This is a genomic window from Paenibacillus sp. N3.4 (genome assembly GCF_008017805.1).
Classification (GTDB): domain Bacteria; phylum Bacillota; class Bacilli; order Paenibacillales; family NBRC-103111; genus Paenibacillus_E.
This window is the reverse complement of the sequence record NZ_VRTT01000132.1, coordinates 1-11,135: the sequence shown is the minus strand read 5'-3', so window position 1 is coordinate 11,135 and position 11,135 is coordinate 1. Positions and strand designations below refer to the sequence as shown.

Here is an 11,135-nt window from a genome sequence, read left to right as displayed (position 1 = left end):
AACAAAGAGGGTGTTTTTCTGTCAAGATGAGCAAAATTTCTCCATTAACCCTTGCAACCATAAGGCTCAACTAGCTTTTCGTAGGTGCGAAAGTTGAGTTACTATAAAATAACGATACTTTATATGAAACAAGGAGCAGTTTGTCTAATGATTAAGTAGATCTCTATTATACCGACCGCTGGGACCCCAATACTCCTATCGAAGAGACGATGGAAGCCCTGCATGATGTTGTAAAGGCCGGGAAGGCAAGGTATATCGGGGCATCCACGATGCATGCTTGGTAGCTCTTAAAAGCACAGCATGTCGCTGAACGTAACGGTTGGACCCGGTTTTTAGCGATGCAGAATCATTACAACCTGATGTATCGTGAAGAGGAGAGGGATATGCTGCCGCTGTGTAAGGAAGATAGAATCGGAGCGACCCTCGTGGAACCCGCTGGTTGCAGGAAGATTGGCACGGCGAAAATGACGAACGTTCCAAAGTAGATGAAATCGAAAAAGTATTTATGGTTCAACAGTGGATTTTGATCGGAAAGTGGTTGAGCGTGTTGCGGAAATAGGTGCAAAACGTGGTGCACCGAAGCCTCAAATCGCACTTGCATGGTTGCTTCAAAAAGACCCCCGGTAATAGCTCCTGTTGTCGGTACGACAGAGCTATCGCATACCGATGATGCGGTGGCTGCGCTTTCGATTACATATACACCTGAAGAGATTGCATTGCTGGAAGAGCCATATGTGGCGCATCCATTGCTTGGTATGACGTTCTAATTATAGTGGAAAGGCACTGTCCGTCTTCTTCAGCAATTACAAGAAAGTAACCGCATTCGTCTTCAAAGATGTTCTGCGCAAATTATCAGCGGGACCGATCCAGTTCTCCATGGCTAAAAAGAAGTGACGGTTGGGGTGAAAAAATGTCCGAGCCAGGGTTTTGCACCTTGGTTCGGACCCATTGCTGTGTGATGGATGGCATTGCCCACCCCTACGTGCTGCGAACGTTTCGTGAATGCTGATAAAAATCGGCATTCACTGCCAAGCTCACCCCTGCGCGGCCCCGCGAGCAAGCTCCTTGTGGACGATCGGCGCGACCCTCGTGCCGAGCAGTTCGATGGTGCGCAGCAATTCGTGGTGCGGCATCGTGCTGACGTCCACGTGAAGGAGGAAGCGCGTTAGACCCAGGTTCTTGCGCAGCAGCACGATCTTCTCCGCGACATACTCGGGATCGCCGACGTAGAGCGCTCCACGAAGGCTACGGGCGGCGTCGAACGAGTCGCGGGTGTATGGCGGCCAGCCGCGCTCGCGCCCAATGGTGTTCATTTGGGCTGCCGTCGACGGGTAGAACAAGTCGGCCGCCTTCTCGGTCGTATCCGAGATGAAGCCGTGCGAATGAGTCGCGATCTGCAGCTTGCTTACGTCGTGTCCGGCCTTCGCAGCCGCTTCCTTATAGAGGTTGACTAGAGGAGCGAACCTCTCCGGCATGCCGCCGATGATCGCAAAGACGACCGGCAACCCTAGCATGCCTGCGCGAATCGCGGATTCAGGATTGCCGCCGGTTCCAATCCATACGGGCAACGGCTCTTGTACGGATCGCGGATAGACGCCCAGGTTGTCGATGGCGGGGCGATGGCCGCCGCGCCAGCTTACTTTCTCCGATTCGCGGATCGCGAGCAGAAGCTCCAGCTTCTCCTCGAATAGTCCGTCGTAGTGGTTCAAGTCGTATCCAAACAACGGGAAAGATTCGATAAACGAGCCGCGGCCCGCCATAATTTCCGCCCGTCCGTTGGACAGGCCGTCTAAGGTGGAGAAAGCTTGGTACACGCGAACCGGATCGTCCGAAGACAACACGGTCACGGCGCTCGAGAGCCGGATTCGTTTGGTCGTGGAAGCGGCAGCGGCTAGAATAACGGCTGGGGCCGAGCTCGCGTAATCCGCGCGATGATGTTCGCCGATCGCATAAACGTCCAGACCGACTTGATCGGCCAGATTAATCTCCTCTACCGCTTGTCGGAGCCGTTCGGCGTGCGTGACGCCGCCCGCTCTCGGAGCAGCCTCGAGGAATGTGCTTAGTCCTATTTCAATTGAAGAAGTCGTAAGATCGGACATAATGATTCTCTCCCTTCTAGATACACTTATTATACTTTATATTTTAATGTAACTCAATAAAAGTAAGTAAATAAAATTCAGCCCGCCGCACAACTGCATTGTTGATAAATCAAGCCATCGTCTCATCTAACCGGTTAAAATTTATATTCAAAAATTTTATTTACAATTATCTCAACTCTGGCTTCATCAGGGTACTTCTCTAGTTGATGAGAGATCCAGGAATCCGCACATCGGTTATCAACTGGCGTGACGTACGTCAGCCCCGACCCAAGTAAAGCCCTACACTGGTACAAAATGGGCAAGGAACGTTAAGCATAACAGAGCCTTATTTATAATAATGTCTTATCTCGTTAACGAACTGCGTACTGCGGAAAATATATGTCGTAATGGGCACCAAACGTGAGTTGGGCGAATATCTTGCTTTTGATAAATAGAGTAATGGAGGATTCGCCATGATTCCAATGTACCCGTATTACAATTATGAGACACGCTACCAACAAGTGCCAATAACATTTCCGCCACAGCATCAGAATATCCAGCCTGGTTTGGAGTATTTAATGAACCCTCTTCCGATATCCGACAATCCCGAATATAAGGGAAGCGGAAAATTAGCTGGTAAAATAGCCATCATCACTGGAGGTGATAGTGGGATCGGTCGTGCTGTCTCGATCGGTTTCGCAAAGGAAGGGGCGGATTTAGCAATCGCCTACTTATATGAACGCGAGGACGCCGAGGCTACCAAACGGATGGTGGAACGTTACGGGCGCCGTTGCCTGCTGATCGAAGGCGATTTGCGTCAGCCTGCATTCTCTTCGGAAGTGGTAAGAAGAACACTGGAGATCTACGGAAAGCTAGATGTTCTTATTTTAAATCAAGGTGTACAATTCCCTCAGGAAAGCATAATGGATATTACAGACGAACAGCTTGAGGATACGTACCGCACCAACATTTTTCCTATGTTCTACTTGACGAAGGCCGCACTTCCCTACCTGAAGCCGGGGAGCACTATTATATCAACCGCATCTATAACCGCTTATAGGGGTGCCCCTTTGCTTGTCGATTATTCCTCTACAAAAGGTGCAATCGTTTCGTTCACTCGTTCGTTGTCGCTTCAATTAGTCGGCAGAGGAATCCGGGTCAACGCTGTAGCCCCAGGGCCGATTTGGACCCCTCTCATTGTATCCAGCTATTCGCCGAATATGTAAAAACGTTTGGTTTGGAAACGCCGATGAAACGTGCCGGGCAGCCGTTCGAGCTTGCGCCGACCTACATTTATTTGGCGTCTGACGATTCCTCCTTTGTAACGGGACAGGTGCTACACGTAAACGGTGGCGTTATAACAGAAACTTGAACTAAAAATACTTTGCAATTTATAAAAAATCCAAATTAAACCAGGACATAAACGGATTTACAATGAAGATTGATAAATATCGGAAAACACAGAGACTCGCGGAGTCTCTTTTTATTTACTGGGATAAGGAATCTCCGTTTGGATGCCGGGCTTGCCTTACTGCGAGTAAGGGTGCAGGGAGTGTACTCCCTGCGTTTCAATGTGCAAGCTCTGCTCATTCAGGCATTACAAGCATGGCGAGGGGTAGCAGTTCTTAGAGCAACGACACTTGCATCGGAAATTTGCTGTATATTGCGTTTTTCTCGAACATAGCAGCCGCTGTTTCTATTTTTCGAGTCAGTCTAATATTTTATTTTCCCAAGACACCCAATTACCTTGCAGGAAGCCAAAAGCTGGCTTTCCGCCCGACATCACCCCCTGAAATCGACAAAATTCGACAAATCGTTATAAAAGCTATGCATAAGGAGTGAATTACGGTGGCGAATAATTACAAACGCTTCATTCAAAATCAATTCGAAAAAGCGAAGTCTACCGCTTCCGAATTCATTTCTTCAAGAAGTGAAGAACAAGAAGAAGGCACTATAGAACTCAATCCGCAATATTATGTTGAGCTGAAAGCAATCGCCGATATGCAGCATACGACCGTGCAAGCGATCGTCAATGAAATCATTGTCCAATACCTGGCAAGCGCGCCATACGAACCAACCCCTATCTTAGTGGATCAAAAGGAAGATAACCCACTTCTGTATTTGGATGGTATTTGCAAACTAGAGGATTAAGGAGTGCGGACATATGGATAACCACTTGAACATTCAGGATACAATTTTTCTGGATGAAACAGCTTTAGCCGCTTTAATGAACCCTGAAGACCCCCGCTATGCGAAAGCCTGTTCCCTGTTTCTAGATTTACATGATCTTGAACGTAATTACGTGACGACCAACTCCATTATATTTGATCTTTACGAATGGCTTCGCAACGAATACAGCTATCAGCTGGCGGTCATCTCCAGCAGCCCCGAATTTGAGGGGGAATCGCGCAGACTGCTTTTGGACAGGCCCGAGCTCCGTTTCTCGCTCAGTGAAGCATTCACTGCTGTGACCATGTCCTATTATCAGATAAAACGCATCTTTACTTTCAATCGCAATTTCATGATGCTTGCCAATTTGGATAAGGCTATTTCGAATATAGAATAGATGCCATCTTAGGAATAGCGCTCCTACCAAAAAAATCTCATCATTTGTTGATGATGCAGCAAAAATTATGATTGAGAACGGTTGGATGGATATTTAGGCAAAATAAAGGCTATCGAGCGGATGCCCAGCAGCCTTTATTTTGCCTAAAAATATATATACGTGCCGAAGCTCGGAAACCCAAGGTACATTGGTGCAATCATGTGATACGGAACATGGTGGTAACTGTGTACCGGTCCGATAAAGTGCACTCCCGGAGGAAGGTTCCCATAGATCTTGACTCCGGTAATCCCGGGCGGCCATACCGTTCCAACATTTCCGACGGCTTCGGGTTGCCGCCATTCGTTCGCCAACATGCCATCCCCACCTTGCATCATCGTATTTAATAACTTCGGAATGCAACGATGTTGTCGTATACAACATAGACCGCTTTATGATGGAAGCGAGTCATCTTTAAAGTTAAGAAACACGTTTTGCGAATAAAAGACGATTTCTCCAATAATTATTTAAATCCGTGATCGTAACTCCAGGACGTCCGTATGTATGAATGATTTGCCCATTACCCGCGTACATCCCCACATGTCCTACAATTCGATTACTGGCATAGCGGCCAGGTGTATAAAAGAACATCAGATCACCGGGTTGCAGTTGATTTATATCTACACTTTGTCCGACTTGCGATTGAGAACGTGATGATCTTGGCAATGAGACGCCGAAATGGCTGTAAACATACTTAACAAAGGAAGAACAGTCAAACATGTGCGTACTTTCGTAGGGCCTTGCCGAAAATTGATAAGGAGTCCCTAAAAACTGCCTAGCATAGTTAATAATTTCTCCTTTATTCGTCGTTCTTACACCGAGACTCTGTATTTGTCCCGATGCATTTTGCTGAGCGGTTAACGAACTATCATCGATCGGGGTAATAACAACATGAGAATTTTGGTCATTCCAATTGACCTGGGTACCAATCAAGGTTGATAGTGCTTGCGTAGTCATATAAATTTTTTTATCAAAATGCTTCGGTGCTTGAGGGAGTTCCTTGATTTTATCGCCCTCCGCCGCCGCCGTCTGATCTGCTTTTACGGAATAAATAGCATCCGTTTCACCTATGTTGTAGCTATCGTTAATATAATGCAAGTTCATATCCATCGATTTCGCTGTCTCCTCAAGTGGTACCCAAACCTGACCGTTACTATCTTTGTAAATTTGAACATTGGAAATCGTCGGACTGTTCGCTACTTGCATTTTGGCACTTTGGCTAGTTGGAGCAGGACTAGGGAGTGCGATGTTTTGACTTTTCTGATTCGTGCACCCCCCCATTATCAAGATCAACGTGATACATATTGTAAATATTGCCTGCCATTGCGGTTTCTTTTCAATCATCGATAAAACCTCTTTTCTGAGTTTTTCTCTCTAGTCTTAACAAGAAAAAGTGAACTTATGTAATGGTGGGGCAACTGTTGATTATGCGATAAGGTGTGAATTGTTTTACAGAAGTATCTTTAAGAAAAATAAGAACATCTATTGGAATTATCATGAAGAATCCGCTGAAGTTAACTGGCTAGATGAAGAGAATATAGTGACAAACGGAAGGAAGTTAAATATTCTTACAGACAGTTTTGATTTTCGATACAACAAACAATCATACTGGATAACGATAGTAAAGATGATTGTCTCGCGGCAGAGCATTTTTACTCATTCAACTAAAAGGCAGCATAGTTTAATGAAGCGCTTACGCCATTTATTGGCGTTATAGTTGGTGAGGTGGTTTTTTGAAAAAGAGTATTAGATTGGTTGATGTCTATGCAACAATGTTGATTTTATCTGCGTGCATGTCTAATACAAGCATCGAGTTAATCTCAGTATCATCAAGCTTTATAGAAGAAAACAACACTGCTTCATCTTCTGATAGCAGAATCTGGCTTCAAAATTGAACCTAATTTTGCTTCTGGCGGAAATGCAAAAAAATATGCTTTGAAAAGCTTGCGAATCAATGAAGCTAGAGACAATATCTTGCTGCCTGTCATGCACAGCATGATTAAGAAAAAGGCAAATGAAATTGAGCGCTCCTCCGAAATGCTGCGTCAACTCTACGCTCGAGTCGCGCATGCGCTTGCTGCACACATTCAAGATGATGGATAAGAGCATTCAAGTGTTTGTAGAAGAATAGAACGAGCGAGAGATTCGTTATCGTTAAGTATGTCACGGGTATGAAGAGGTCTTTATGGTGGCGAAAGATTATATACGCGCTGAAATCAGCGTAAGAACAGCTCGACATATCGATCACCTAATTACAAGCGTGTATAACCCTCGTTGGATTGATGGGCAAAAGAAGTAAGACAGGCGAACAGCAAGAAGGCAGGGAAAAGAACGATTTAAGCAAAAGCCCGATGGAGAACATTTCCTCGGGCTTTTGTATGGGCCTTTTTGGAGCATAGAAGGACATTGGGAGGTAAGCGAATTGACGCGGGTAGTTCTTTTTCTCATAATGGAGAGAGGGGAAGGATGTGCTGATATGTGTGGACGCTATACGATTACCGTAACGTTAGATGAACTGCTGCTTCGTTATGATATTTCTTACAACTATTCGGCAAGATACAGCCCCAAGTATAACGTCGCACCGGGACAACTGATTATGGCTGTTATTCATGACGGGGAAAAGAACAAGCTTGGCGAACTGCGCTGGGGACTTATCCCCGAGTGGGCCAAGGATGATAAAAGCGCGTATCAGATGTTGAATGCACGGGCGGAGACGCTGGCAGACAAGCCTGCTTTCCGCAAACCATTGGAACGCAAGCGCTGCTTGATACCGGCGGACTCCTTCTACGAGTGGAAGGGGACAGGCAAACAGAAGCAGCCGATGCGCATTATGCTGCGCAGCCAAGAGGTATTTAGCATCGCTGGGCTATACGATACTTGGGTATCGCCTGAAGGCAATCGTATATCTACTTGTACGGTTATTACGACAGCAGCTAACGAGCTGGTGGCGGACATTCATGACCGCATGCCGGTCATATTAACGAAAGAGTCAGAAGCGCTGTGGTTGGACCGCAGCATAAAGGACGTCGCAGTGCTTCGACCGCTGCTGCAGCCTTATCCAACGGACGACATGCTGGCTTATCCCGTGTCAAGTCGCGTGGGCAATGTACGTAACGACGATAAGTCGTGTATCGAACAAATCGCTCTGCTGTTGTAGACGAAAGAATTGAGAGAAGGAAAGTGGGAGCGTAAAGAACATGAAAAGGCGTGCAGTTATGAGTATTGTCATCATATTGCTTATTGTATTTGGGGTGAATGGTTACATCGGTTGGCATGCTCAACTCTTTCTGGCAGACCAATTAGGTTCTTCGTTTCATTCTGGCTTGTATTGGATTGTCTTTTGGATCGTTGCCTTGTCGTATTTGTTGGCATGGATAGGAGCACGGGTGTTACCGGCCAGTGTGTCACGGCTGCTAAAGATTGTGGGCTCGTATTGGTTCGCTATCATGGAATATGGTTTCCTACTCCTGCTTTTGACGGATTTGGCAGCAGGCGTGCTCCATCTGGCATCCGTGTCTTCACAAACGTATATCCCCATGCTGGGATGGATAGATATAGGGCTCCTGCTCATCGTCATGCTTCGCGGTTCGTATAATGCGCGAAGTCCCATCATTCGTAAATATGACATCACGGTTCCCAAAAAAGCCGGAGACTGGGAACAGCTTCGCGTCGCAGTAGCTTCGGATATCCATCTAGGCTCTATCGTCGGCAATCGACATTTGCGAAGGCTTGTTGAGCAAGTGAACCGCATGAAGCCGGATCTAATTCTCTTACCGGGAGATGTCATTGACGATGACATTAAGCCATTTATTCATTATGATATGGGAACGACGATGAGAGAGCTGAAGGCTCCGCTCGGTATTTATGCTGTACTTGGCAACCATGAATACATTGGCGGCCACATTCCAGCCTTCGTCGAACAAATGAAGAAGATCGGTATTCGCGTACTCATGGATGAAACCGTTCATATCGCGGAACGATTGTATGTCGTAGGTAGAAAAGATAAAGCAGCAGAACGATCCGTTGACGGACGCAAGCCGCTAATTGCCCTAATGGATAACGTCGATACGAGAGAACCTGTTATTGTGATGGATCATCAGCCCTACCATCTAGATAAGGCGGCAGAAGCCGGTGCGGATGTTATGCTGTCCGGTCATACGCATAGAGGGCAAATGATGCCTAACCATCTTATAACGAAACGATTGTTTGAACTCGATTGGGGATATTTGCGCAAAGGCAACCTGCATGCGATCGTATCCTCAGGCTATGGCACATGGGGACCGCCGATTCGTATAGGAAGCCGTTCCGAAATTATCGAGCTCACCATTCGATTTATCAATGAAGAGAGAAAAGAGGAGTAAGTCGTATGCAAGAAACAGACAAAAAATCAATTACACCCATAGAGCTAGCGGCGGCTATGATGCAGCTGACTATGAAAAGCATAGAAAACAACTGGGAAACCATGAAGCCCGTCGTTACGGCATATTTAACAGAACCTGTGTTGTCAGAAGAAAAAGAAGACGAGCTGTTGAGAGAGATTTATATAGCCGCTTTGGCACTGGAAATTTACTGCATTCCGCATGCATTTGATACAGATACTGCTCAACTTGTAGGGCGCGGCATGGGTGAGGTCATGGCCTCGAACAATCTATCCGAGCATCAATTGTCAGAATCAATTAGCCGGTATTATTTGCCGCGTTTTGGACACATGAACACAGCGGATCCTGCAGACCTTGCACTCGCGCTTGTGGAAGAAGCTGCAAGTATTCTCTATGATCGCTTGCAGCTTCCGCTCAAGCCAGTAGATCGGACAAATAGCCTGCTAGCGGCCAAGCTGCTTCCCTTCCTCGTTCAGCTTGTTGGGAAGTGGCCAATCCTTTTCACCAGGTTTACTGTTAAAATCTAATCTCCTCTTGACTTAAGAGTAAATTTTACGAATAATAGAAAGTGTAATTCATTTATCAATTATTCAAACAGACGTATAGAAGATCATGATGCTCGGCGGAGGTAGGATGGATGATGGCAGCTAAACGAGTGACTGTTTTTGTATTATCAGGATTTTTAGGAAGCGGCAAAACAACGTTGCTAACCAAGGCAATCGATCATTTCACGGAAGCGGGACGTAAACCCGCGGTTATTATGAATGAGATTGGCGAAGTCAACCTAGACGGGCAATTAATTACCGGTGAAGTTCCGATGTCGGAGCTGCTGGGCGGCTGCATATGTTGTTCGAGTCGAGGCGATCTTGCCTTGGCCCTCAAAGAGCTTGTGACGGACGAGCACCCTGATCTGATTTTTATAGAATCCACGGGTATTGCTAATCCAATGGAAATTATTGACGAAGTAACAGATGCTTCGCTTGTGCTTCCTGTAGAACTTAAAGGTATCCTTACTGTCGTTGATGGACCTCAACTGCTGGAATTAAGTCGAACAAGCCGAGGTAAAACCTTCCGGTTAATGCAGGAGCAAATTCGCTGCGCAAATGTACTTTTGTTAAACAAAACGGACCTGCTGGCAGCAGATGCGCTACAGGAAGTAGATACGCTGGTGCGCGATTGGAATCCATACGCGTCTGTACATTATACCGTGTTTAGCCAGATTGACATGGAGCTGATCGAAGCACTAGAAGAAGAGCAGGCACACGTTCAGGTTGATAGCGATAAGCATAGTGAAGTTGAACATCATGAAGGTGTTCATGAGCATGATCATCATGATCACGATGATCACGGTAGTCACCATCATCATTCACATAGTCATGTCATGGCGTATACGCATTTTTTTGAACGGGCAGTGGATAGTACGGCATTTGAAGAGTTCGTCAGTAAACTGCCTCCCGAGGTATACCGCGCTAAAGGAATACTTCGTTTTTCAGACACATCCAGCCGTTTTTTGTTTCAGTATGCGTATCGTGAAATGGATTTCGTGAAAATTGCGCCCAAAGGTGAAGTGCCGGACGTAGCTGTATTCATTGGGGAAAATTTCTCTAAAGATGAAGTCCGGGCGGAACTGCTTAGACTAGAATCATTAACGTCAAATTTGGGTGCCTAATAAGAATTACAGATAGAACCGTCAGGATGAACTGACGGTTTTTCTTACTAGAATTTATATGTTTGGTTTGGGTTAAGAGGAAGCTTAATCTTATTTGATTTTTTTGTTGAAAATGTGGAAACAAACCTGCCTTACGAACTCAGCAATCCTTATTTGATCAAAATACCTAGAGTTTTCGTTTTAACGAACTCCAGACGCGTTATTTCAAGTAAAAGCTCATCACTTCACTAAAAATCGACTCCATAACGTCGCTTCAGTTCGTTAGATGAATGGACAGTCTCATTTCTCGTCGCTAACGACTATACGGTGGCTGTCGATTCATTGTAGATATCTCAGTCCCCAAAACTACTGTTGCGAATAGATCAAATACTACGAAAAATTCAATACTTTAACTGGTTTTCTCCCAA

The 11,135-nt window shown here is 45.8% G+C and carries 10 protein-coding genes and 2 pseudogenes; 10 read left to right on the top strand and 2 right to left on the bottom strand.

Features of this window, described 5'->3' with window-relative positions:
• Positions 1-155 precede the first annotated feature (155 nt).
• Positions 156-767 (top strand): annotated as a pseudogene (locus FU659_RS33460) (aldo/keto reductase); the annotation flags it as partial.
• A 267-nt stretch (positions 768-1,034) separates the two neighbouring features.
• Here the strand turns inward: FU659_RS33460 and FU659_RS33455 are convergent.
• Positions 1,035-2,099 carry an LLM class flavin-dependent oxidoreductase gene (locus tag FU659_RS33455; protein ID WP_147951491.1) on the bottom strand — a complete coding sequence of 355 codons (1,065 nt, stop codon included), beginning with the start codon at positions 2,097-2,099 and terminating at the stop codon, positions 1,035-1,037.
• A gap of 452 nt (positions 2,100-2,551) precedes the next feature.
• Here FU659_RS33455 and FU659_RS33450 point away from each other — a divergent pair.
• The 3 genes and pseudogenes from FU659_RS33450 (at position 2,552) to FU659_RS33440 (ending at position 4,644) form a co-directional block, all read left to right on the top strand.
• Positions 2,552-3,450: pseudogene (locus FU659_RS33450) on the top strand (SDR family oxidoreductase).
• A gap of 476 nt (positions 3,451-3,926) precedes the next feature.
• The gene (locus tag FU659_RS33445; protein WP_147951490.1) at positions 3,927-4,229 is read left to right on the top strand and encodes a hypothetical protein; all 303 of its coding nucleotides are present in this window, start codon (positions 3,927-3,929) and stop codon (positions 4,227-4,229) included.
• Between the two features lie 13 nt (positions 4,230-4,242).
• Positions 4,243-4,644, top strand: a complete 402-nt coding sequence (locus FU659_RS33440) for a hypothetical protein (protein ID WP_147951489.1) — start codon at positions 4,243-4,245, stop codon at positions 4,642-4,644.
• Positions 4,645-5,100: 456 nt separating this feature from the next.
• On the opposite strand, the gene FU659_RS33435 is transcribed toward FU659_RS33440, so the two are convergent.
• A complete protein-coding gene (locus FU659_RS33435) occupies positions 5,101-6,024 on the bottom strand; it encodes a C40 family peptidase (protein ID WP_147951488.1) in 924 nt (307 codons plus the stop codon).
• A gap of 49 nt (positions 6,025-6,073) precedes the next feature.
• On the opposite strand from FU659_RS33435, the gene FU659_RS39250 reads away from it, so the two are divergent.
• The 6 genes from FU659_RS39250 to FU659_RS33415 all read left to right on the top strand — a co-directional run bounded on the left by FU659_RS39250 (position 6,074) and on the right by FU659_RS33415 (position 10,728).
• Complete coding sequence (locus FU659_RS39250) at positions 6,074-6,397, top strand: DUF5412 family protein (RefSeq protein ID WP_187274572.1); 324 nt, start codon at positions 6,074-6,076, stop codon at positions 6,395-6,397.
• A gap of 218 nt (positions 6,398-6,615) precedes the next feature.
• Positions 6,616-6,783 carry a YhjD family protein gene (locus FU659_RS36085; protein WP_187274571.1) on the top strand — a complete coding sequence of 56 codons (168 nt, stop codon included), beginning with the start codon at positions 6,616-6,618 and terminating at the stop codon, positions 6,781-6,783.
• Between the two features lie 373 nt (positions 6,784-7,156).
• Positions 7,157-7,837, top strand: a complete 681-nt coding sequence (locus FU659_RS33430; RefSeq protein WP_147951487.1) for an SOS response-associated peptidase — start codon at positions 7,157-7,159, stop codon at positions 7,835-7,837.
• 40 nt (positions 7,838-7,877) lie between these two features.
• Complete coding sequence (locus FU659_RS33425) at positions 7,878-9,041, top strand: metallophosphoesterase (protein WP_147951486.1); 1,164 nt, start codon at positions 7,878-7,880, stop codon at positions 9,039-9,041.
• 5 nt (positions 9,042-9,046) lie between these two features.
• On the top strand, positions 9,047-9,586 hold the full coding sequence (locus FU659_RS33420) for a hypothetical protein (protein WP_147951485.1): 540 nt from the start codon (positions 9,047-9,049) through the stop codon (positions 9,584-9,586).
• A 110-nt stretch (positions 9,587-9,696) separates the two neighbouring features.
• The gene (locus FU659_RS33415; protein WP_147951484.1) at positions 9,697-10,728 is read left to right on the top strand and encodes a CobW family GTP-binding protein; all 1,032 of its coding nucleotides are present in this window, start codon (positions 9,697-9,699) and stop codon (positions 10,726-10,728) included.
• Positions 10,729-11,135: the final 407 nt, after the last annotated feature.

Bases quoted from the DNA above. Each gene is read 5' to 3' on its own strand.
- FU659_RS33455 (WP_147951491.1), bottom strand. From the start codon at position 2,099: ATGTCCGATCTTACGACTTCTTCAATTGAAATAGGACTAAGCACATTC.
- FU659_RS33440 (WP_147951489.1), top strand. From the start codon at position 4,243: ATGGATAACCACTTGAACATTCAGGATACAATTTTTCTGGATGAAACA.
- FU659_RS33435 (WP_147951488.1), bottom strand. From the start codon at position 6,024: ATGATTGAAAAGAAACCGCAATGGCAGGCAATATTTACAATATGTATC.
- FU659_RS33430 (WP_147951487.1), top strand. From the start codon at position 7,157: ATGTGTGGACGCTATACGATTACCGTAACGTTAGATGAACTGCTGCTT.
- FU659_RS33425 (WP_147951486.1), top strand. From the start codon at position 7,878: ATGAAAAGGCGTGCAGTTATGAGTATTGTCATCATATTGCTTATTGTA.
- FU659_RS33420 (WP_147951485.1), top strand. From the start codon at position 9,047: ATGCAAGAAACAGACAAAAAATCAATTACACCCATAGAGCTAGCGGCG.
- FU659_RS33415 (WP_147951484.1), top strand. From the start codon at position 9,697: ATGATGGCAGCTAAACGAGTGACTGTTTTTGTATTATCAGGATTTTTA.